This is a genomic window from Streptomyces sp. NPDC059875, from assembly GCF_042731085.1.
Lineage (GTDB): Bacteria > Actinomycetota > Actinomycetes > Streptomycetales > Streptomycetaceae > Streptomyces.
Genome location: NZ_JBHWJZ010000008.1, coordinates 148,034 through 169,801, shown reverse-complemented (window position 1 = coordinate 169,801; position 21,768 = coordinate 148,034). Strand labels below are relative to the sequence as shown.

The 21,768-nt window shown below is 71.2% G+C and carries 21 protein-coding genes and 1 pseudogene; 8 read left to right on the top strand and 14 right to left on the bottom strand.

Going from position 1 to position 21,768, the window contains the following annotated elements; all coding sequences use genetic code 11:
• Positions 1–73: 73 nt before the first annotated feature.
• The 10 genes and pseudogenes from metK to ACFV9D_RS12820 all read right to left on the bottom strand — a co-directional run.
• Positions 74–1,276, bottom strand: a pseudogene (metK, locus tag ACFV9D_RS12865) (methionine adenosyltransferase); the annotation flags it as partial.
• Complete coding sequence (locus tag ACFV9D_RS12860) at positions 1,273–1,530, bottom strand: phosphopantetheine-binding protein (protein ID WP_385144656.1); 258 nt, start codon at positions 1,528–1,530, stop codon at positions 1,273–1,275. The gene ACFV9D_RS12860 and the pseudogene metK, both read right to left, overlap by 4 nt.
• A 13-nt stretch (positions 1,531–1,543) precedes the next feature.
• Positions 1,544–1,984 carry a holo-ACP synthase gene (gene acpS, locus ACFV9D_RS12855; protein WP_385144654.1) on the bottom strand — a complete coding sequence of 147 codons (441 nt, stop codon included), beginning with the start codon at positions 1,982–1,984 and terminating at the stop codon, positions 1,544–1,546.
• Between the two features lies 1 nt (position 1,985).
• Positions 1,986–2,849, bottom strand: coding sequence for a hypothetical protein (locus ACFV9D_RS12850; RefSeq protein ID WP_385144652.1), 864 nt, complete (start codon positions 2,847–2,849; stop codon positions 1,986–1,988).
• A 40-nt stretch (positions 2,850–2,889) separates the two neighbouring features.
• Positions 2,890–3,783 (bottom strand): diiron oxygenase, encoded by an 894-nt coding sequence (locus tag ACFV9D_RS12845; protein WP_385144650.1) that lies wholly within the window; start codon positions 3,781–3,783, stop codon positions 2,890–2,892.
• A gap of 90 nt (positions 3,784–3,873) precedes the next feature.
• Positions 3,874–4,920 (bottom strand): class I SAM-dependent methyltransferase, encoded by a 1,047-nt coding sequence (locus ACFV9D_RS12840; RefSeq protein WP_385144648.1) that lies wholly within the window; start codon positions 4,918–4,920, stop codon positions 3,874–3,876.
• Complete coding sequence (locus ACFV9D_RS12835) at positions 4,917–5,759, bottom strand: class I SAM-dependent methyltransferase (protein WP_385144646.1); 843 nt, start codon at positions 5,757–5,759, stop codon at positions 4,917–4,919. The genes ACFV9D_RS12840 and ACFV9D_RS12835 overlap by 4 nt, the downstream gene beginning before the upstream one ends.
• A 44-nt stretch (positions 5,760–5,803) precedes the next feature.
• Positions 5,804–6,319 (bottom strand): MaoC family dehydratase, encoded by a 516-nt coding sequence (locus ACFV9D_RS12830; protein WP_385144644.1) that lies wholly within the window; start codon positions 6,317–6,319, stop codon positions 5,804–5,806.
• Positions 6,320–6,402: 83 nt separating this feature from the next.
• Positions 6,403–7,593 carry a trans-sulfuration enzyme family protein gene (locus tag ACFV9D_RS12825; protein ID WP_385144642.1) on the bottom strand — a complete coding sequence of 397 codons (1,191 nt, stop codon included), beginning with the start codon at positions 7,591–7,593 and terminating at the stop codon, positions 6,403–6,405.
• Positions 7,594–7,697: 104 nt separating this feature from the next.
• Positions 7,698–9,131, bottom strand: coding sequence for an MFS transporter (locus ACFV9D_RS12820; RefSeq protein ID WP_385144640.1), 1,434 nt, complete (start codon positions 9,129–9,131; stop codon positions 7,698–7,700).
• A 97-nt stretch (positions 9,132–9,228) separates the two neighbouring features.
• On the opposite strand from ACFV9D_RS12820, the gene ACFV9D_RS12815 reads away from it, so the two are divergent.
• From ACFV9D_RS12815 to ACFV9D_RS12805, 3 genes are all read left to right on the top strand, one after another.
• A complete protein-coding gene (locus tag ACFV9D_RS12815; protein WP_385144638.1) occupies positions 9,229–9,894 on the top strand; it encodes a hypothetical protein in 666 nt (221 codons plus the stop codon).
• A gap of 123 nt (positions 9,895–10,017) precedes the next feature.
• Positions 10,018–11,241, top strand: a complete 1,224-nt coding sequence (locus tag ACFV9D_RS12810; RefSeq protein WP_385144636.1) for a Cmx/CmrA family chloramphenicol efflux MFS transporter — start codon at positions 10,018–10,020, stop codon at positions 11,239–11,241.
• Between the two features lie 63 nt (positions 11,242–11,304).
• Positions 11,305–12,303, top strand: a complete 999-nt coding sequence (locus ACFV9D_RS12805) for a hypothetical protein (RefSeq protein ID WP_385144634.1) — start codon at positions 11,305–11,307, stop codon at positions 12,301–12,303.
• 54 nt (positions 12,304–12,357) lie between these two features.
• Here ACFV9D_RS12805 and ACFV9D_RS12800 read toward each other — a convergent pair whose 3' ends face one another.
• Entirely contained in the window at positions 12,358–12,627 is a 270-nt protein-coding gene (locus ACFV9D_RS12800) for a DUF4031 domain-containing protein (RefSeq protein WP_385144633.1), read from the bottom strand.
• Positions 12,624–12,980 carry a hypothetical protein gene (locus tag ACFV9D_RS12795; protein WP_385144631.1) on the bottom strand — a complete coding sequence of 119 codons (357 nt, stop codon included), beginning with the start codon at positions 12,978–12,980 and terminating at the stop codon, positions 12,624–12,626. Before ACFV9D_RS12795 ends, ACFV9D_RS12800 begins: the two co-directional genes overlap by 4 nt.
• A gap of 155 nt (positions 12,981–13,135) precedes the next feature.
• Between ACFV9D_RS12795 and ACFV9D_RS12790 the strand changes: the two genes are divergently transcribed.
• From ACFV9D_RS12790 to ACFV9D_RS12780, 3 genes are read left to right on the top strand one after another with little or no spacing between them, the layout of a single operon-like run.
• On the top strand, positions 13,136–14,095 hold the full coding sequence (locus ACFV9D_RS12790; protein WP_385144629.1) for a MurR/RpiR family transcriptional regulator: 960 nt from the start codon (positions 13,136–13,138) through the stop codon (positions 14,093–14,095).
• Between the two features lie 23 nt (positions 14,096–14,118).
• Positions 14,119–15,051, top strand: a complete 933-nt coding sequence (murQ, locus tag ACFV9D_RS12785; protein WP_385144627.1) for an N-acetylmuramic acid 6-phosphate etherase — start codon at positions 14,119–14,121, stop codon at positions 15,049–15,051.
• A 39-nt stretch (positions 15,052–15,090) separates the two neighbouring features.
• Entirely contained in the window at positions 15,091–16,587 is a 1,497-nt protein-coding gene (locus tag ACFV9D_RS12780; RefSeq protein WP_385144625.1) for a PTS transporter subunit EIIC, read from the top strand.
• 88 nt (positions 16,588–16,675) lie between these two features.
• On the opposite strand, the gene ACFV9D_RS12775 is transcribed toward ACFV9D_RS12780, so the two are convergent.
• Positions 16,676–18,169, bottom strand: coding sequence for an alpha/beta hydrolase (locus ACFV9D_RS12775; RefSeq protein ID WP_385144623.1), 1,494 nt, complete (start codon positions 18,167–18,169; stop codon positions 16,676–16,678).
• Positions 18,170–18,323: 154 nt separating this feature from the next.
• Between ACFV9D_RS12775 and ACFV9D_RS12770 the strand changes: the two genes are divergently transcribed.
• Positions 18,324–18,923, top strand: a complete 600-nt coding sequence (locus tag ACFV9D_RS12770) for a hypothetical protein (protein ID WP_385144621.1) — start codon at positions 18,324–18,326, stop codon at positions 18,921–18,923.
• 222 nt (positions 18,924–19,145) lie between these two features.
• Complete coding sequence (locus ACFV9D_RS12765) at positions 19,146–20,720, top strand: CBM35 domain-containing protein (RefSeq protein ID WP_385144619.1); 1,575 nt, start codon at positions 19,146–19,148, stop codon at positions 20,718–20,720.
• A 98-nt stretch (positions 20,721–20,818) separates the two neighbouring features.
• Here ACFV9D_RS12765 and ACFV9D_RS12760 read toward each other — a convergent pair whose 3' ends face one another.
• Positions 20,819–21,763: a hypothetical protein gene (locus ACFV9D_RS12760; protein WP_385144617.1), complete on the bottom strand. Its 945-nt coding sequence runs from the start codon at positions 21,761–21,763 to the stop codon at positions 20,819–20,821.
• Between the last annotated feature and the right edge of the window lie 5 nt (positions 21,764–21,768).

Below are 21,768 nucleotides of genomic sequence, written 5' to 3'. Positions count from 1 at the left end.
TGCGCGCTCCCCCTGCCTTCGGCGGGAGGTGCCCCCACTCCCTTTCGACGCCGCCGCGCTCCTGCGGCGCGGCCGCGGCCTTCTTCAGGGCGTCCACCCGGTCCGTGCGCTCCCAGGTGAAGTCCGGGAGTTCGCGGCCGAAGTGGCCGTACGCCGCCGTCTGCGCGTAGATCGGCCGCTTGAGGTCCAGGTCGCGGATGATCGCGGCCGGCCGGAGGTCGAACACGCTCGTCACGGCGGACTGGATCGCCTCGTCCGGCAGCGTGCCCGTGCCGAAGGTCTCCACGAACAGGCCCACCGGCTCCGCCTTGCCGATCGCGTACGCGACCTGCACCTCGCAGCGCCGGGCCAGGCCCGCCGCGACGACATTCTTGGCGACCCAGCGCATCGCGTACGCGGCGCTCCGGTCGACCTTCGACGGGTCCTTGCCGGAGAACGCGCCGCCACCGTGACGGGCCATGCCGCCGTACGTGTCGATGATGATCTTCCGGCCGGTCAGGCCGGCGTCGCCCATCGGGCCGCCGACCTCGAACCGCCCGGTCGGGTTCACGAGCAGCCGGTAGCCGTCCGACTCCAGGTTGACGCCCTCCTCGGCGAGCGCCTTCAGCTCCGCCTCGACGACGAACTCCCGGATGTCCGGCGCCAGCAGACCCTCGACGCTGATGTCCGCCGCGTGCTGGGACGAGACCACCACCGTGTCCAGACGGACCGGACGGTCGCCGTCGTACTCGATGGTGACCTGCGTCTTGCCGTCCGGCCGCAGATACGGGACGGTCCCGTTCTTGCGGACCTCCGTCAGCCGGCGCGACAGCCGGTGCGCCAGCGCGATCGGCAGCGGCATCAGCTCGGCCGTGTCGTCACAGGCGTAGCCGAACATCAGGCCCTGGTCGCCGGCGCCCTGGGCGTCCAGCACGTCCGCGCCGCCCTCGACCCGGCTCTCGTACGCCGTGTCCACGCCCTGGGCGATGTCCGGCGACTGGGCGCCGATGGACACCGAGACGCCGCACGAAGCGCCGTCGAAGCCCTTCGCGGAGGAGTCGTAGCCGATGTCGAGGATCGCCTCGCGCACCAGCTTCGCGATCGGGGCGTACGCGGTGGTGGTCACCTCGCCCGCTATGTGCACGAGCCCCGTGGTGAGCAGGGTCTCGACCGCGACCCGCGCGTTCGGGTCGTCGGCGAGCAGCGCGTCGAGGATGGTGTCGCTGATCCGGTCGGCGATCTTGTCGGGATGTCCCTCGGTCACCGACTCCGAGGTGAACAGGCGCCGGCTGCTCATGCCTGGCCCACCTCCGCGCGGGTGTCCGCGAAGAAGTGCGTCCCGATGGCGGCGAGGGTCCGGATCTCCTCGACCTCCAGGGTCTCCATCTGGATGGACCGGCCGCTCTCCTGCTCCAGCAGGAAGACGAACTCGACGAAGGACAGCGAGTCGATGAGCCGGTTCTCGATCAGGTCGAGGTCGGGCGCGATGTCCTCGCGCTCGGGGTGACGCTCGAGGATCCAGTTCTTCACCTGCTGCAGGCCGTCGGCCATGGTGCTTCTCCTTCTAGCTACTGGGTACGGAAGTGGGGGCGATGATGGGGGCGGCCACCGCCACCGCGTAGTCCACGTCGTGGCTGATGGACACGGTGATCTCGGTGATCCCGGATCCGGCGGCCATCTCGGCCGCCGACCGGTGCAGTTCCACCAGGGGCCAGCCGCCCTCGGTTCGCCGTACGACGATGTCGGTCCAGGGCAGGAACCTGCCCCGGACCCGGAGGGTCTTGAAGGCCGCTTCCTTGGCCGCGATCCGGCCGCACAGACTCAGTACGTCGAGCCCGGTGGAAGTACGGCAGTCGGCGAGTTCGCCGGGGGTGAGCATCCGCTCGAAGAACACCTCGCCGTACTGGGCGAGGAGCGCGCGGACACGGTTGACGGACACGATGTCCATGCCGAGGTTCGCCCAGCCCAGGCCGCCCGCCGGCGGGGCGACGGGTCGGGCCGGCACGTCAGATCACCGGCCCGACCGCGTCCCGTACCGCCCGGGTGGCCGCGTCCCAGCTGCCGTGGCGCCGGGTCAGCGCGGACAGCCAGCGCTCCAGGCCGAAGGCGACACAGCTGGTGAACGCGGGTCCGCCGGTCGACGCGAGCGTGATGGCGCAGCGCTCGCCGAAGAAGTTGCGGTGCGTGTTGACCGAGGCGATCGCCAGGTCCTCGTACAGGAACTCGTGCTTCACCGGGGTGAGGCGCTGGAGCACCGCCTTGGAGCCGCCCTTGTCGAAGAAGGGGTCGCACGCGGCCTCCCGGCGCAGCGGAAGGTCGAGCGCCGCGGCGAAGGAGTGGATCCGGTCGGTGAAGTCGGCGAGATGCGTCTCGGCGTGCTCGCGCGCGCCGATGGCGACGATCTCCCGCATGCGGAAGCCGAGTTGGCGCCGCATGCCTTCGTAATGGGTCTCCTTGCGGAAGCACCAGGAGCAGACGGTCACCAGGGTGTCGTCGGCGACCTGCCGGCCCTGGTGGTCGAGGTAGACGGCGTAGCAGGACGCCGAGGGCAGTCCGAGCGCGGCGGGTTCGAGCGCGTCGCACGGAAAGCAGCCGGTGTCGGTACAGAAGGCGGAGGTCTCGCGGCGCTCCAGGTCGAGCGGGGCGGCGACGACGGCCTGGTGGGGGAAGTTGTCGTAGTAGTCGAGCCGGGCCAGGTCGGCGGCCGGCAGCAGCGGGGGCATCGTCATCGGGCGGGCGCCCGCGGTCACTCCCCAGCTCTCGAAGGTGTCGTCGAGGAGCCGGAGCAGCGCGGTCGCCTCGGGGCCGAGGGACGGCAGTCCCCTGGTCTCCCCGGGGGCCCCGACGTTCGCGGGGGTCGTCACGGTCATGGTCTCTTCACCTCTCGGGTGATCTGTCGATCGAGCGCCCTCAGACGACGGGCAGGGTGTCGTCGGAGAAGATCCCGGTCTTCAGGAAGAAGGCGAGCGGCTTGCGGATGGCCTTGCGCTCGTACGGACGGCGGCGCTCGTCGGCGACCAGCGCGTTGCGCAGGGCCAGCGGGTCGGCCACACCGGCGTCGCGGTAGACGTGCGGGTTGTAGAGGGAGTTGACGCTGTAGACGACGTACCGCTTGAGGTACGCCTCGACCTCCGCGACCCGCGCGGCGGGCACCGCCTCGCGCATCCGGGCGAAGAGCAGCGAGACGAGCTCGCGGCCGAAGGCGATGTGGCGGGACTCGTCCTGGTGGTGGATGCGGTTGACCTCGCGGATGGTGTGGCACAGGGAGTCGTCCTGGGCCATCCGCATGTTGTAGTGGTCGACCAGCTCCTCGAAGAACAGGATGCGGGCGAAGACCAGGAAGTTCTCCACCTCCGGCTCCCAGGCGGAGTCGGCGCGCATCGCGGTCGAGCCGTAGATCTTGTTGCCGTAGCGGCGGCAGAACTCGGCGAAGAACCACATGTGTTCGTTCTCTTCGCCGATGAAGTGGTGGAAGAAGTCGGAGGGGACTTCGAAGCCCGGCATGTGGATGCGGCCGACGACCTCGATGAGCAGCTCGCGGATGCCGTGCACGTTGAGGCTGTAGAAGTTGATCGACTCCCACTTCGACAGCTTCTGGATCGTCTCCTCACCCAGCTCGTCGTAGTACGGGGTGCCGTAGACGGTGAGCAGCTCCGGCGTCATCCACAGCTGCTTCTCCTCCAGCCGGTCGGGCCAGTCGAACTGCTGGTAGGGGTTGTAGTACTCCTCGATGGAGCGGGAGCTGAGCCGCTCCAGGACTTCCATGAACCGGTCGGTGACGGGCAGGGGGGCGCTGACGCCCATGGTGAACTCCTCTTTCTTTGGGGCTCGGTTCGCCTCCGGGGCCCTGAGTCGGGCTCACGCGCCACTCGGGGTTGCGGGGACCTGGGGCGTTCAGGGCCGGACTTCGTAGACCGCGTTGACCGGGGTCTCGGTGGCGCGCCGCCAGCGGGTGAAGCCGGCCTCCTCGGCGATGGCGCGGAAGGCCTTCTCGCCGGAGTGGTTGCCGAGCGCGTGCGGGCCGCGCTGGGCGACCGCGACGGGCAGGCACATCACGGCGGACAGGGCCATGAACATGCGCGCGGCGGGGGTGTTGGTGTCGATGTCGGCGGGCGAGACGTTCGACTCGACGAGCATCCAGGTGCCGTCCGCGTCCAGGGACTTGTGGACGTGCTGGGCGGCGGCGACCGGGTCGCCCATGTCGTGCAGGGCGTTGAAGAAGGTGACCAGGTCGTAGCCGGAGCCGGGATAGTCGTCGGCGGCGGCGACCTCGAAGACGACCCGGTCGGAGAGGCCGGCCTCCTCGGCGAGCTGCCGGGCGATCGAGATGGCTTCTTCGGAGTAGTCGAAGCCGTGGATCGTGGCCTCGGGGAACGCCTTGGCGATCAGCAGGGTGGTGTGGCCGACGCCGCAGCCGACGTCGGCGACGGTGCCGCCGCCCTTCAGTTTGTCCGTGACCTGGTGCAGGGCCGGCAGCCAGTCCGGTACGAGCTTGTGCTCGTAGGTCGGCTGGAAGAAGGAGCCCATACCGGTGTCGAGGGCCGCGTCGTGCTCGGCCCAGCCGACGCCGTCGCCGGTGCGGTACGCCTCGACGAGCAGGTCCTCGGTGGCGTACAGCGCCTTGAGGGCGGTGAAGAAGCCCGCGGCGAAGGTGACGGCCTTCGGGTCGGCGAGGACCTCGACGTGGTCGGCGGGCAGCGTGTACGTGAGGGAGCTCGGGTGACGCTCGACGTACCCGGCGGAGAGCTGGGCGTGCAGCCACTCCTCGATGTAGCGCGGGTTGGTGCCGGTCTTCTCGGCGAGCTGCTCGGAGGTGAGCGGCCCGGAGGCGGCCAGGGCCTTGTAGAGACCGAGCCGCTCGCCGAGGGCGACGGTCAGGCCGCGGACGGCGGCACCGGCGTCGGTGATGACCTTCTGGTGGAACTCGTGCGCGGTGCTCATGCGGCCTTCTCCTCGTCGAACGCGGGGAGGTCGCACGTGAAGAGGAACGACCTCGGGATGCGGGGCACGTTGCGGGGCGGGACCGGGTAGGGCCAGCGGTCGAAGTCGGCGCCGTCCTCGCCGGGCTGCTTGATCTCCCGTACCTCCCAGCCGCAGGCGGCGAGCAGCGCCTCGGGCTCCTCGGTGCCGAAGAGCCACGGATTGCCGTCCTCCTTCAGCGCGTTGAGGAACGGGCGGGAGAGCGGATTCTCCAGGGCGGCCCGGGAGATGACGTCGCCGAGCAGCACGGAGCCGGGCGCCGCGTGGGCGGAGAGCGTCGAGATGAGGGTCCGTACGGCCTGCTCGGGCAGGAAGAACAGCAGTCCCTCGACCACCCACAGAACGGGCTCGTCGCTCTTCCAGCCGGCCTCCTTCAGGGGGCCGGTCCAGTCCTGGGTCAGGTCGACGGGGACGGTGATCCGGGTGCGGCCGGCCGGGGCGGGCTCGCCCGCGAGCATCTTCGCCTTGGCCTCCAGGAGCGCCGGGCGGTCGAGCTCGTAGACGGTGACGCCGTCGGGCCAGGGCAGGCGGAAGAAGCGGGTGTCCATGCCGGCGGCGAGGAAGACGACCTGGCGGATGCCGCGCTTCTCGACCGCCTCGACGATGGCGCGGTCCAGATAGGTGGTGCGGATGGCGAGGAACGGCACGGTGCCGGCGCCGGCGTAGCGGTCGAGCAGTTCGAAGCCGATGTCGTCGGCGACGATGCGCGCGTAGGGATCGGCGAACAGCCGGTCCTCGCGCTCGGTCTCCACGGCGCGCGCTGCGGCGGTCCACTGGGCGGTGCGGGATACGGCCTCCACAGGAGGTCCCCCTTCGTGTGATGGAGAGATACGGACGGCCGTGTTCAGGCGCTGACGCGCGCACAGGCAACGGGGTCCTCGGCCGCGGGCATCGACGACAGATGGCCGGCCTCGGAACCGGCGGGACGGCGCCGGAAGATGCTGTGCAGGATCATGCTGAACACGGCCGTCCCGTCGGTGGCCACGAGCGTGCACCGTGGCTTGACGGTGCCGGTGGCGGGGTTGAACGGCGACGGGGTGGAGCCAAGGATCTCCACGCGGGCGGTGAGGACGTCCCCGGGTCGTACGGGGCGCAGATAGCGCACCTCGTCGATACCGGGCGAGCCCATGCAGGCGCTGTAGGCGAGCAGACCGTCCACGTAGCGCCGCATGAACATCGCCTGGGTGTGGAAGCCGCTGGCGATCAGCCCGCCGAACTGCGAGCGCGCGGCGAGCTCGTGGTCCGTGTGGAAGGGCTGCGGGTCGAAGCGCCTGCCGAACTCCAGCACCTCTTCCGCGGTGACGGTGACGGTGCCCAGTTCATGGACGTCGCCCGGCCGGAAGTCCTCGAAGTAGCGCATCGCGCGCCCCCCTTGACCTAGAGGATGGTCGTTCCCTGGCGTTCTCTGACATCACCCAATCTACGAATTGCTCATTTATTTTGTCAACCCAAAAGAAGGGGTTGGTCGAGCGCTTGCTCGAAGTCCCCCCACAGGTCCTCGACGTCCTCGATGCCGACGGACACCCGCACGAGACCGGCGCCTATGCCGGCGGCGCGCAGGGCCGCTTCGTCCAGCTCCCGGTGGGAGGTGGACGCGGGGTGGGTCACGAGGGTCTCGACGCCGCCGAGGGAGAGCGCGAGCCGGGCGATCCGTACCCGCTCGATGAAAGCCCGGCCCGCCTCCCGGCCGCCGGCGAGCTCGAAGGAGAGCATCCCGCCGCCTCCGGACAGCACCTTGCGGGCCGTGTCGTACGAGGGGTGGCCCGCGAGCCACGGATGGTGGACGGCCGGCACGTCCGGGCGGGCGGCGAACCGCTCGGCGAGGACGGCGGCGTTGGCGCAGTGCTCGCGCATCCGCAGCGGCAGCGTCTGCAGGCCGCGCAGGGTCAGCCAGGCGGCGAACGGGTCGGCGCAGGCGCCCAGTTCGACCGTCCGCGGCCACACCGCGCGCCGCAGCGCGTCGTCGGCGAAGACCGCGGCGCCGCCGAGGACGTCCGAGTGGCCGGAGAGGTACTTGGTGGTGGAGTGGACGACGATGTCCGCGCCGAGCTCCAGGGGCCGGCAGAGGACGGGCGAGGCGAGGGAGTTGTCGACCAGGGAGGTGACTCCGCGGCGCCGGGCGGCCGCCGACAGACCGGGGAGATCGGGCACGTGGCCGGTCGGATTGGCGATGGTCTCCAGGACGAGGAGCCGGGGCTCGCGGGCGGCGGCCGCCGCCTCCTCGAACTCGGCTACGTCGTCGCCCGAGATGTACGTGACGTCGACCCCGTACCGCTCGGCGAGATCCGACAGGACCGCGTAGGTCCCCCCGTACAGGCACCGTTGGGCGATCACCCGCTCGCCGGGCCGCAGCAGGGCGAGCAGGACACCGCTGATGGCGCCCATGCCGGAGGCGAAGGCGATCGCTCCGGCGCCGCCTTCGAGCCCGGCGAGGGTCTGCTCCAGGGCGCGTACGGTGGGATTGCCGCGCCTGCTGTACACGTACCGGCCGTCGGGTCCCGCCATCGCCTCGGCGAGCGCCTCGGCCGAGTCGAAGGCGAACGCCGAGGACTGCACCAGCGGCACCGAGAGCGGCCGACTGCCCTCCTCCGGCGGTTCGTCGACGACGTGCACGGCTCGGGTGCGGATGTCCATCGTGTCTTCCTCTCATCAGGGAAAAGGGGCCGCTCCGGGAAAAGGGGCCGCCCGATGTCCGGGGTGGACATCGGGCGGCCCCTTGGAACTCGCGGAAGCGCGTCTCAGACGGAGACCTTGTCGCCCTGCGGGGCGGGGGCGGACTCGGCGGCGAGGGACTTGTCGCTCTTCATGACGAGGAGCGTGATCACACCGCCGACGGCGGCGATGACCGCGGCGCCGATGAAGGCGGCCGAGAAGCCGTCCGTGAGGGCGGGCAGGTCACCGATCCTGTCGGCGCCCTGGGACATGGCCACGGCGGTGAGCGCGGCCAGACCGAGGGCGGAGCCCACGTTGTAGGTGGTGTTGACGATGCCGGAGGCGAGGCCGGCCTGCTCCTGCGGGGCGCCGGCCATCGCGGCGATCATCGCCGGGATGTAGGCCAGGGACATGCCGAGCGCGGCGACCAGCGAGGCGGGCAGGACGTCGACGAGGAAGGTGCCGGTCGGCGGGACGGCCGCCAGCCAGACAAGACCGGCCGCCAGGACCAGCAGACCGCCCGCGATCAGCGGCTTGGCACCGAACCTGCCCATGAGCCGGGCGGTGATCGCCGTCATGAAGATCATCAGCAGGACGGTCATCGGGAGCAGGGCGGCGCCGGAGGCGAACGCGCCGTAGCCGAGGACCTGCTGGAGGTAGAGGTTGAGGAAGTACCACATCGGGATCCACGCGGCGCCGAGCAGCGTCATCGCCAGGTTGGCCGAGCCGAGGCGCGGGACGCGCCACACGCTGAGCGGCATGAGCGGCTCGCGGACCGACTTCTGGATCACGAAGAAGAGGACGAGGAGAGCGGCCGCGCCGACCAGCTCCAGGATGGTGGCGGTGGCGCCCCAGCCGACCTCGGGGGCCCGGACGACGGCGAACACGGCGAGCGCGAGACCGGCCGTGACGGCGACGGCGCCGAGGATGTCGACGGAGCCGCGGCGGGACTCGACGGCCGGGAGCAGCTTGGTGGCGGCGAGGGTGGCGAGGCCGATCGGGATGTAGATGATGAAGACCCACTGCCAGCTCATCCACTCGGTGAAGACACCGCCGAGGAAGACGCCCGCGGTACCGCCGGCGGGGGCCGCGGCGCCGTAGAGCGCCATCGCCTTGCCGAGCTCCTTCGGGTCGTGCATGAAGAGCATCATGAGCAGGGTCATGGCGGACGGCGCGATCAGCGCACCGCCGACACCCTGGACCGCGCGGCCGACGATCTCCACCCAGGCGGTCTGCGCGGCGGCGGCGACGACCGAGCCGGCGATCATGATCGCCCAGCCGGAGACGAAGATCTTGCGGGCGCCGACGAGGTCGGAGAGACGGCCGCCGAGGAGCAGGAGCCCGCCGAAGACGATGACGTAGGCGTTGAAGATCCACTGGAGCTCGCTCTGCGAGAAGCCCAGGTCCTTCTGCATCTCGGGGAGCGCGACCCCGATGATCGAGGTGTCCATGATGACCATGAACTGGGCGGCGGCGAGCACGACAAGTGCCCACCAACGCCGGGGATTGACGGTTGACATTGCCCTGCTCCTTCTCTCGCACATACCCCTAGGGGGTACCTTCGCGGAGCACCGTAGCATACCCATGGGGGGTATGTAAGGGTGGCAGAATGCGGCCATGACCGAAGCCTCGGAGCCCTCGGAGCAGGGCCTGCTGGACCGCTGGACGTCGACGCTGCTCGCGGCCCGGGCGGGCCGCGAGGGCCCGGACCCCGTCCCGTACGGCCGGAACCTGCTGGCCCGCTGGGCCGAGCCGCAGCGCAGGTACCACACGGTGGACCACCTGCGGGCGGTCCTCGACCGCATCGACGAACTCGCCGACCAGGGCGGCGAGGGCGGGGAGTTGGAGCTGGTCCGGCTGGCCGCCTGGTTCCACGACGCGGTCTACCGCCCGGACCGCTCGGAGAACGAGGAACGCTCGGCGACCCTGGCCGAAAAGGCCCTGACGGAGGCCGGCCTCACTCCCCACGAGGTGGCGGAGGTCGCCCGCCTGGTCCGCCTGACCGTCACCCATGACCCGGCGGACGGCGACATCAACGGCGAGGCCCTCTGCGACGCGGACCTGGCGATCCTGGCGACGGACGAGGATACGTACGGGGGGTATGCGCGGGCGGTCCGCGAGGAGTACGCCTTCGTCCCGGAGGACGCCTTCAGAGAGGGCCGCGCAGCGGTCCTCCGTCAGCTCCTCTCCCTGCCACGCCTGTTCCGCACCCCGTACGGAGCGGCGGCCTGGGAGACCCAGGCGCGCAGGAACCTGGAGCGCGAGCTGGCGACACTCACGTAACGTCCACATCGCGAGACGTACCGTCACCCGGGAATGTCAGGCCCAACCCTCGGGTTGACGCATGTCATGCCGTCAACGCCTGCCGAGCCCACCGCACCCGCTGCCGCACCCTCCCCGACCCGTATGCCCCTCGCGGTCTACATCCTCGGGCTGTCCGTCTTCGCGCTCGGCACGAGCGAATTCATGCTGTCCGGCCTCGTCCAACCCATCGCCGACGACATGAACGTCTCCATACCCCGCGCCGGCCTCCTCATCTCGGCGTTCGCCATCGGCATGGTCGTCGGAGCCCCGCTGCTCGCCGTCGCGACCCTCCGCCTCCCCCGCAAGACGACCCTGGTCGCCCTGATCACCGTCTTCGGTCTCGGCCAGGTCGTCGGCGCCCTCGCGCCGAACTACGCCGTGCTCTTCGCCTCGCGCGTCGTGAGCGCGCTCGCCTGCGCCGGGTTCTGGGCGGTCGGCGCCGCCGTCGCCATCGCGATGGTCCCCGTCGGCTCGCGCGCCCGCGCCATGGCGGTCATGATCGGCGGCCTCTCCATCGCCAACGTCCTCGGCGTCCCCGCCGGCGCCTTCCTCGGCGAGCACCTCGGCTGGCGCTCCGCGTTCTGGGCGGTCGGCGTGGCCTCCGCCATCGCGCTCGTCGGCGTGGCGACCCGTATCCCGCACATCCCCCTCCCCGAGACCAAGCCCCGCCTCAAGCACGAGCTGGTGATCTACCGCGACCGCCAGGTCCTGCTCTCGATCGTGATCACCGCGCTCGCCGCGGGCGGCGTCTTCTGCGCGTTCTCGTACCTCGCCCCGGTCATCACCGACGTCGCCGGCATCGACGCCCGCTGGGTCTCCGCGATCCTCGGCCTCTTCGGCATCGGCGCGCTGATCGGTACGACGATCGGCGGCCGGGTCGCCGACGCCCACCTCTTCGGGGTCCTGCTCAGCGGCATCGCCGCCTCGACGATCCTCCTGGCGGCCCTGGCCCTCTTCGCCTCCAGCCCGGTCGCCGTGATCGCCCTCTCCTTCCTCCTCGGCGTCTCGGCCTTCTACACCGCACCGGCCCTCAACGCCCGCATGTTCAACGTGGCCGGCGCCGCCCCGACCCTCGCGGGCGCCACGACGACGGCCGCGTTCAACCTGGGCAACACCGCGGGCCCCTGGTTCGGCGGCACGGTCATCGACGCCGACTTCGGCTTCGCGGCGACCGCGTGGGCGGGCGCGGCGATGACGGTCGTGGCCCTGGCGACGGTCGCACTCGCACTGCGCCTGCACACGTCCCGCTCGCGCGTGGTGGCCTCCTCCGCCGCACAGCCGGAGGAGGAGCTCGTCACCTCCCGTACGGCGCTCACAGGCGACTGACAGGGCGGTCGCACGGGTGTGCGATGATCGCCGTCGCACACCACACCCGGGGGGTAGAGCACAGTGGAACTCAACAGAATCAAGGGCCTTGGCCGGGCGGCGGTCGGCGTCCTCGCACTCGCCCTGGGCGGCTCGTTGCTCGGCGCCGCACCTGCCACCGCGGCCTCGACGGACTTCGAGTACCAAGTGACGCGGTACGCCGACACGTACCTCGACGTTCCGGGTACGGAGATCGCCTTCGACGCGCTCGCCGGCGAACGGTCGGTCCTGCGGTCCCGGTACTTCTCGACGGGCCCGGTCTCGGCCGTCGGGGCCGGCGACAACATCGGCAACACCTTCGCCATCCGCTGCCGCAACGCGGACGGCACAGCCCTGCCGACCGAGACGGAGGCCGGGGTCTACTGGGCGGCGAACCTGGTGCCGCCGGGCGAGACCTCGCTGACCGCCGGGCTCCGCTGGCTGTTCATCGCGCCAGCGGACGGCAGCTACACCTGCCGCCTGTCGATCCTCTCGTACTCCTCGATCATCACCGGCGGCCGCACCGTCACCATGCGCGTCCCCGCCGGAGCCGAACTGGCCAGGGAGACCCACTCCTCGATGTCCCGCTGGACGCTGCTCGCCGGCAGCGGCACCACCGTCGCCCGCGGCACCACGGCCAGCACCCTCGGCTCCACCAACACCCCGACGGGCGAGGACATCGTCGTCTACCAGGACGCGGCGCTGTCGACCTGCGCGGCCGGCTCCTCGATCTGCTCGGGCGGCACCGAGAACTACACCTTCACACGCGTCGAGACGTGGGCCGAGGCGCAGCCCAAGAACGCGGACGGCGCGCTGTGCGGCGGCCCGATCAAGGGCCCGGTCTCAGTGTGGAACATCACCAACGCCAAGCACCACCAGACGGCGGCGAACACCCTGCGCCTGACGAAGGCACAGCTCGGCGGCTGCACCCAGATCCGTATGACGCTGAAGGTACGGAACGTCGACGGCAACCCGGTGAAGATCCACGACGACTACGCCTCGGGCAAGATCGCGGCGACGCACGGCGTGGCCTACAGCTACTGAGCCTCACCCTCCCCTGGGGCCTGTCACGAAAGGCAGGCCCCAGGGAACACCGCCCTACGGCGTCGGCCGCCCCTTCGGCCGCCGGAGCCCCGCCTCCGTGATGCGTCGGACGAGTTCCTTCGAGCCGACCTCGACCGCGCCCGCCGCCACCGCATCCGCGTACCGCTCCGACGGGATGTCGTAGTGGTCGCGCTCGAACGCGCGCGGCGGGGCGCCGATCTCGGCGGCGAAGGCGTGGAGTTCCTCGTGCGAGACGTCGCTGACGAGGTGCGACCACATGCGGCCGTGGCCCGGCCAGGTCGGCGGGTCGATGTAGAGGGTCACATCAGACCGCCGACCGGGGCCACGACCACACCCGCCTTGCCGCAGACCCAGTGCGGGTCCGGGCCGAGCTCGGGTTCGACGTCCAGGGCGTGCGGGTCGCCGGAGGAACAGACCGGGCAGAGCGGCCAGCGGCCGTACCGCTCCAGGAGCGCGTCCTGCACGTCCTGAGCGACGAGCCCGGCGACGTACGTGATGCCCTCGGGCCACTGCTCGACCCACCACCGGCGATGAGTGACGGCGTCCTCGACCATCGACACGACCTCGGCCGCGGCCACGTCCCGCGCCGCCAGATCGGCGAGAACGAGGGCACGGGCGGCATGCAGCGCCTGCTCCAGGGGGTCGATGTCGTCCATGCACAACATTGTCACCCGACAAGCCTCAGGGGCGAAGGTCCCTCCCGCATCCGGGACTCATCCAGGACTCATCCGGGTCCCTTCCGGGACCCTTCGTGGCCCTTCGGGACCCAAGGGGTCTTGACGCTCCCACCGGCCGAAAATATCTTTCAGGTGTGACCAATGACGTGAAGGAAAGTTTCAGCGGCCAGGCCAGACCCGGGACCGTACCCTCCCCCGCGTCCGGCAACGACGCCCCGCCCGCACCCGCCGCCCTCGCGGCCAAGGTCCGTACCCTCGCGCCGTCCATGACCCGCTCCATGCAGCGGGTCGCCGAAGCCGTCGCCGGGGACCCGGCCGGCTGCGCCGCCCTCACGGTCACCGGCCTCGCCGAGCTGACCGGCACCAGCGAGGCGACCGTGGTCCGCACCGCCCGCCTCCTCGGCTACCCCGGCTACCGCGACCTGCGCCTCGCGCTCGCCGGCCTCGCCGCACAGCAGCAGTCCGGCCGCGCCCCCTCCGTCACCGCCGACATCGCCGTCGACGACCCGATCGCCGACGTCGTCGCCAAGCTCGCCTACGACGAGCAGCAGACCCTCGCCGACACCGCGGCCGGGCTCGACACCGTCCAGCTCGGCGCCGCCGTCGCCGCCCTCGCCGCCGCCCGCCGCATCGACATCTACGGAGTCGGCGCCTCCGGCCTCGTGGCCCAGGACCTCGGCCAGAAGCTCCTCCGCATCGGCCTCCTCGCGCACGCGCACAGCGACCCGCACCTCGCCGTCACCAACGCCGTGCAGCTCCGCTCCGGCGACGTCGCCATCGCCATCACCCACTCCGGCTCCACCGGCGACGTCATAGAACCGCTGCGCGTCGCCTTCGACCACGGCGCGACCACCGTCGCGATCACCGGCCGCCCGGACGGGCCCGTGACGCAGTACGCCGACCACATCCTGACCACCTCCACCGCCCGCGAGAGCGAGCTGCGCCCCGCGGCCATGTCGTCCCGCACCAGCCAACTCCTGGTCGTGGACTGCCTGTTCACCTGCGTCACACAACGTACGTACGAGACGGCGGCCCCTGCCCTCGCGGCCTCGTACGAAGCCCTCGCGCACCGCCACTCGCCCCGCACCCGCTGACCAGAGCACCGAAAGAGCCGCACGTGTCTGCTACGTACTCCGAACTGCGCGCCCAGCTGGCCACCCTCGCCACCGAGGCGTTCCGTCCGGAGCTGGCCGAGATCGACCAGCTCCCGACGGCCGAGATCGCCGCGCTGATGAACGCCGAGGACCAGACCGTCCCGGCCGCCGTCGCCGCGCAGCTGCCGCTGATCGCCGCCGCGATCGACGCCACCGCCGCCCGCATGGCGCGCGGCGGCCGGCTGATCTACGCGGGCGCCGGCACGGCCGGCCGGCTCGGCGTCCTCGACGCCAGCGAGTGCCCGCCGACCTTCAACACCGACCCCTCGGAGGTCGTCGGCCTGATCGCGGGCGGCCCCTCGGCGATGGTGAAGGCGGTCGAGGGAGCCGAGGACTCGGCGGAGCTCGCCGCCGAGGACCTGGCCGCCCTCGGGCTGACCGCGAACGACACGGTGGTCGGCGTCTCCGCCTCCGGCCGCACCCCGTACGCCATCGGCGCCGTCGAACACGCCCGTAAGCGGGGCGCGTTGACGATCGGCCTGTCCTGCAACGCGGACAGCGGTCTCGCGGCCGCCGCCGAGCACGGCATCGAGGTCGTCACCGGCCCCGAACTCCTCACCGGATCCACCCGGTTGAAGGCGGGCACGGCCCAGAAGCTGGTCCTCAACATGATCTCGACGATCACGATGATCCGGCTCGGCAAGACGTACGGAAACCTGATGGTCGACGTCCGCGCCTCCAACGAGAAGCTCCAGGCACGGTCGCGGCGGATCGTCTCCCTCGCCACCGGCGCCCCGGACGAGCAGATCGAGACCGCGCTCGCCGCCGCGGACGGCGAGGTGAAGACCGCGATCCTGATGATCCTCGCCGACATCGATGCCAAGGCCGCCGACCAGCGGCTCACCGACTCGGCGGGCCATCTGCGGGCCGCCCTCCACGCCGACGGCACTCCCTGACCCTCCCCCCGCCCCCGCACAGCAAGGCACCACCGCACCATGAGCACAGACGACAAGAACCGCGCCATCGCCGCCGCGATCCTCCCCCTCGTCGGCGGCGCAGAGAACATCGGCTCCGTGGCCCACTGCATGACCCGGCTCCGGCTGGGTCTGCGGGACCGCTCGCTCGTCCAGGACGAGGCCCTGAAGGCCCTGCCGTCCGTGATGGGTGTGGTGGAGGACGACACGTACCAGATCGTGCTCGGCCCGGGCACGGTCGCGAGGGTGACGCCGGAGTTCGAGGCGCTGGTGGCCGCGGCTCCCAAGCCGTCCGCGGACGACCTGGCGGCTCAGGGCGCGGCGATCAAGGCGGCGCAGAAGGCCAGGAACGCCACCCCGTTCAAGCTGTTCCTGCGCCGGATCGCGAACATCTTCGTCCCGCTGATCCCCGCTCTCATCGGCTGCGGCATCATCGCCGGCCTCAACGGCCTGCTGATCAACCTGGGCTGGCTGCCGTCCGTCACCCCCGCGCTCGCGGCGATGGCGAGCGGGTTCATGGCGCTGATCGCGGTCTTCGTCGGCTTCAACACGGCGAAGGAGTTCGGCGGTACGCCGATCCTGGGCGGCGCGGTCGCGGCGATCATCGTCTTCCCCGGCGTCGCGAAGATCGACGCCTTCGGCCAGACCCTGTCGCCCGGGCAGGGCGGTGTGCTCGGCGCGCTCGGCGCGGCGGTGCTCGCGGTGTACGTCGAGAAGTGGTGCCGCCGCTGGGTCCCCGAGGCGCTCGACGTCCTGGTCACCCCGACCCTCACGGTCCTGGTCTCCGGGCTGGTCACGATCTTCGGCCTGATGTTCGTGGCCGGTGAGATCTCGACCGCGATCGGCGACTTCGCCAACTGGCTGCTGGCCAACGCGGGCGCGGGCGCCGGCTTCGTCCTCGGCGGTCTGTTCCTGCCGCTCGTGATGCTGGGCCTGCACCAGGCCCTGATCCCGATCCACACCACGCTGATCGAGCAGCAGGGCTTCACCGTCCTCCTCCCGATCCTGGCGATGGCGGGCGCGGGCCAGGTCGGCGCGGCGGTGGCCGTCTACGTCAAGCTCCCCCGCAACGGCTCGATCCGCCGCACCATCAAGTCCGCCCTCCCGGCCGGTTTCCTGGGTGTGGGTGAGCCGCTGATCTACGGTGTCTCGCTTCCGCTGGGCCGCCCGTTCATCACGGCCTGCGTCGGCGGCGCGTTCGGCGGCGGTTTCGTCGGCCTGTTCAACATGCTGGGCGACAAGGTCGGCTCGACGGCGATCGGCCCGTCGGGCTGGGCCCTGTTCCCTCTCCTCGACGGCAACAAGGGCCTCGGCGAGACGATCGCGATCTACGCGGGCGGTCTGCTGGTCGGTTATGCGGTCGGCTTCGTGGCCACGTACTTCTGGGGCTTCAGCAAGCAGCTCCTGGAGGAGTTCGACGTGGAGACGGACCCGGTGGAGGTCCCGGTGGCGTCCGGCGGCACGCCGGCCCCGGAGGCCCCGGAGGCACCGCAGGCCCCGGAGCCCGTGAAGGTCTGACGTACGTACGGAGACGAGGGCGGCACCCCCGACCGGGGTGCCGCCCTCCTCCGCGTACGGGGTCCGCCAGGGAACGTTCGGCGTCGCGTCAGTCCGCCACCCCGTTCGCGCAGTGCGTGTCGGAGGCCGGCCGCACGCCCGTACGCAGGAACTCCGTGACGGCCCGGTTCCCGCACGCGTTCCCGTTGCCCAGGTACATCCCGTGCCCGCCCTGGTCGACCGTGACCAGGCGGGCGCGCTCGCCCAGGGCGGCGCGCATCTTCAGGCCGGCGGCGTACGGGGTGGAGGGGTCGCGGAGGCTCTGGATCATCAGGATGTTGGAGGGGCCTTCGGACGTGATCCGCGTCGGCTTCTCCTCCGGCGCCTTCCAGAAGGAGCAGGGGGTGATGTTGGCGGGCAGTCCGGCCGTGAGCGGGTGGCGGGCCCGGTCCACGGTCACCGCGCGCCGGTAGGAGTGGACCGAACCGGACCACTTCACGTCGTTGCAGATCACGCCGACCGTGATCGCCGCGTCGGTGTCCGGCAGCGGCGCCGCGAGCATCCCCGGCAGGACCGGCTTCGCGGTGGGGTTCTGGGCCGCGACGACCAGCTGGGCGAAGCCGGCGAAGGAGGTGTCGGCGTACAGGGCGTTCTGCAGGGCCTGCCGGAGCACGTTCCCGGTCAGCGGCACGCCCGGGGTGGTCGACTCCTTCGGCTCGCGGTCCAGGCGCGCGGCCAGGTCCAGGATCGACGACCGTACGTCCGCGGGCCGTTCGGCGAGCCGCAGCCCTTCCTTCGCCCGGTCCGGGTGCGCCGCCCACGCCGCGAAGTCGGGGAACCGGTCCTCGGCGCCCTGCGCCATGTACCGCATCCAGCCCTGCGCGACCAGCTTCGGGTTCGGGTCACTGCTGCTGTCGAGGACCCAACGGTCGGTGTGCTGCGGGTACTTCTGCGCGTACACGGCCCCGACGTACGTGCCGTACGACACCCCCCACGCGGAGAGCTTCTCCTCCCCGAGCGCCTGCCGGAACCGGTCCAGATCCCGTGCCTGGTTCGCCGAGGTCATGCTGCGCAGCTCGTCGCCGCCGTTGCGCAGGCAGGTCTCGGCGATCCGCCGGGAGCGCTCGACGTTCTCGTCGATCGACCCGTCGGCGCCGGGCCAGGACCGCAGGTTGACCATCCACCGGTCGTCCTCGTCGAGCCCACAGCTCGCCTTCACGCTGCCGCCGACCCCGCGCGGGTCCATGGCGACGAGGTCGTACGCCCCGCCCAGTTCCTTCGTCAGCGCCGCGCCCTTCTGCGAGAGCCGCTGCACGCCGGAGCTCCCGGGCCCGCCCGGGATCACCGCGAGCGCACCGCGCCGCGCCTCGGGACTGGTGCTGCGGATCCGGGACACGGCCAGGGGGACCTGCCGGCCGTCGGGGTCGCTGTAGTCGAGCGGCACGGAGAGCGTCGCGCACTCCTGCCCGAGCCCCACGGGTCCACAGCGCTCCCAGTCGAGCCCCGCGCCGGTGTCGGCCGCTCGGGCGACGGTGGTGAGGGAGGCCGCGACGGCGGCGGCGGAGAGGGCGAGAACGAGGCCGGTACGTCCGTAAGTCGTCATGCGACAAGCTTTGTTGACGGGGCCTCACGCTCCCATCCGGCGACCAGGACGGTACGGGGTGGGGCTAGCCCCCCGGCGCCGCCGTCGTGAGCGGCTGTGCGATTGACTGGGGCCGGCAATGAAGGGACGACGCGTAACTCATGGGGGCCACGCAATGAAGAGCGAAGACACTCCGCTGATACCGGACGCGGTGTGGCTGGAGGAACGGCTGGGCGAGGGCTCGCTCTGGCGACCGGACGAGGCCGACCTGCCGGCCGAGCTGACCGATGCCCCGTCGAGGGAGTTCCTGCTCACGGTCGGCTTCCCTGCCGTCCACCTCGGCGTCGCGGGAATCGACACGCGGCACGTGCGGGACGAGGACGGGCTGGAACCGTTCGATTCCGACGAGATCTACGGCCGCCGCTACCCCGACGACGACTCCCCGCCCAAGAACTTCAGCTTCACCGTGGTCGTCCGGGGCGACCAGCACCTGATGCTCGAAGCGGCGGACGGTGGCATCACCCACTACGACCCCAACGGCTGGGACCACGCGGACGGTTGGCAGGGCCCTGCCGCCGATTCCCTCCCTCAGCTGGCCCTGCTCCTCGGCCTCATCGCCGAGTCGAGCGACGCCCTGGAATCGACCGACGACGCCGTATGCGCGGCGGCCGCCGCCGATCTGCGTGAGCGCATGATCGGCCAGGACTGGAACGTGGCCGAATCCGCGTTCTGGGACGAGGTCTTCGAGCACCTCGGCTGGGAACGGGACGAGTAGCACGACCGCCCCCGAGACGGCCGGGGCCCGCGAAGAGGAGCCCCGGCCGGCGAGCCGCACGGGGCGGCGTCACCACCCCTCGAAGTTCAGCCATCTGAACAGTAATCACGTACATGACTATTGACGCGTCCGTGACGGCACCCCTAGCTTCCGGGGAAAGCGCTTTCTCGTCCAGTCCCGGAACGCCTTCCCTCCCCCACAGGAGACCTCACGATGCCCACGATGCATCTGCGATCCGTCACCGCCTGCGTCAGCCTGTTGGCTGGAACCCTCGTCGCCCTGTCCGGAAGCACGGCGCACGCCGCATCCACTCTGTACGAAGTCGAGGCCGCCCCCGCCGTCTGCACCGGCACCATCGACTCCGACTGGTCCGGCTTCTCCGGCAGCGGGTTCTGCAACGGCACCAACGCCGTAGGCGCCTCTGTCCAGTTCACCGTGAACGCTCCGGCCGCCGGAACGGCGACGCTCGCCGTCCGGTTCGCCAACGGGACCACCGCCGCGAGGCCGGCCGGCCTCGTCGTCAACGGATCCACCGTGCAGACGCCGTCGTTCGAGGCCACGGGCGCCTGGACCACCTGGGCCACCAAGACCCTGACCGTCACCCTGAACGCGGGCAGCAACACCATCCGGCTCAACCCCACCACCGCCGCCGGCCTGCCCAACGTCGACTCCCTGAACGTCACGACCGCCGACGGCCCGCCGCCGGCCGGCACCGCGCTGTACGTCGCTCCCAACGGAACGGACAGCGCCGCCGGAACACAGTCCGACCCGACGACGCTCACCTCCGCGATCACCCGCATCTCCGCCGGCGGGACGATCTACCTCCGCGGCGGGACCTACAGCCACTCCACGACGATCACCATCCCGCCCGGCAACAACGGCACGGCCGGCGCGCTGAAGAAGCTGTCCGCCTACCCGGGTGAGACCCCGGTCCTGAACTTCTCCGCCATGACCGAGGACCCGGCCAACCGCGGCCTCGCCCTGAACGGTTCGTACTGGCACGTCAACGGCATCGTCGTCGAGCGCGCCGGCGACAACGGCATCTACGTCGGCGGCAGCGACAACGTCATCGAGCGCACGGTCACGCGCTTCAACCGCGACACCGGCCTCCAGCTCGGCCGCATCGCCTCCACCACGCCCCGCGAGCAGTGGCCGTCGGACAACCTCGTCCTGAGCGCGGAGTCGCACGACAACGCCGACTCCGACGGTGAGGACGCCGACGGCTTCGCCGCGAAGCTCACGGTCGGCACCGGGAACGTCTTCCGCTACGCCGTGGCCCACCACAACATCGACGACGGCTGGGACCTGTACACCAAGACGGACACCGGACCGATCGGCCCGGTGACCATCGAGGACTCCCTGGCGTACGACAACGGCACCCTCAGCGACGGGTCCCAGGCCGGCAACGGCGACCGCAACGGCTACAAGCTCGGCGGCGAGGACATCGCGGTCGACCACGTCGTCCGGCGCAGCATCGCCTTCCACAACGGCAAGCACGGGTTCACGTACAACAGCAACCCGGGCACGATGACGGTGTCGAACAACATCGCGATCGACAATGCCCAGCGCAACTTCTCGTTCGACGCCGGCACTTCGGTGTTCCGGGGCAACACCTCCTGCCGCCCCACCAGCAGCGGGACGAACGACCGGACCATCGGTGACGTCGACGCTTCGAACCAGTTCTGGTCCGGCTCGAACGGCTCCCGGTGTTCCTCGTACACCGGGGCCCTGAGCTGGTCCTACGCCTCGGACGGCCGCCTCGCGGTGGCCTTCGGCGGCCGTCCGGTCACCTGGTGAGCCTCAAGAGGTGACTGCCCCGTCTGCGTACGCGTCGGCGTCGGCCTCAGCGCTCCGGGCCGAGGTCGACGCCGTCAGCACACGCCAACTCGCCACCATCAGTAGCCACCGCCGGCGCAGCTGAAGCCACCGCAGCCGTAGCCGCTGCTGAAGCCCCCCGAGCCTCCGGTGGCGGTGCCACCGGACGGGTTGCTCCGCGGGAAGGGGGCCGGGCGGGGAGGGGGCGAGGTGAACGTCTTGTAGTTCTCGTGGAACAGCTCCTGCCACCAGCTCCCGAAGCCGACGCCCTCCAGCTCGCGCTCCGTCTCGGCGAGCGCGGCGTCGTCCCACACCACGGTCGGGAGATCCAGGTCCTTGAGCGCCTGCCGCAGCCCCGACAGGTCCACCCGGGGGCTCTCGTCCAGGGGAGTCGTCGCGGGCGCTTCGCCGTGGGCGACGTCGTGCCGGAAGGCGTACGCGGCCCGCCAGCCCACCTCCGTCACCACCGCCCAGCCCCAGAGCGGCCGTTCGGCGAGCAGCGCCCTGCGGCGCCTGCCCTCTTCCTGTTCCCGGGCCAGCTCCCGCGCCCGCGCGGCGGCCTTCCTCTTCTCGGCCTCGATCGCCTGCCGGATCTCCCGGCCGACGGGCTCGTACGCCTCACCGGCCTCCCGCATCACCCACTCGTACCGCCGCCGCGTCTCCTCCCACTCGCCCATGGCGCGGCGCAGAGCGAATTGCTTCCACCCCGGGACGGCGACGGCCCGACGGTAGGCGGCCTCCAGTTCGGCGCTGACGTCGTCCACGGCGGTGGCGTACGCGACGGCGGCCGTCACCCACCGGCCGCAGGCCTCCGCCGTGCACGAGACGAGGTCCCCCGAACCGTCACGGGGCCCCGGAGTCCGCACAAGAAAGAGGGAGGGCGCCCGCCGCCCGTCGAGCAGCCGATGGAACGAGTGCTCGTGGACGCGGACCTTCCCGTCGAGCGGGGCGACCGGATCGTGACGCGTCTGCCGGGGCAACAGCTTCCCGTGGTGAGTGAGGTACAGCGGCTGTAACCGACCCATCGACT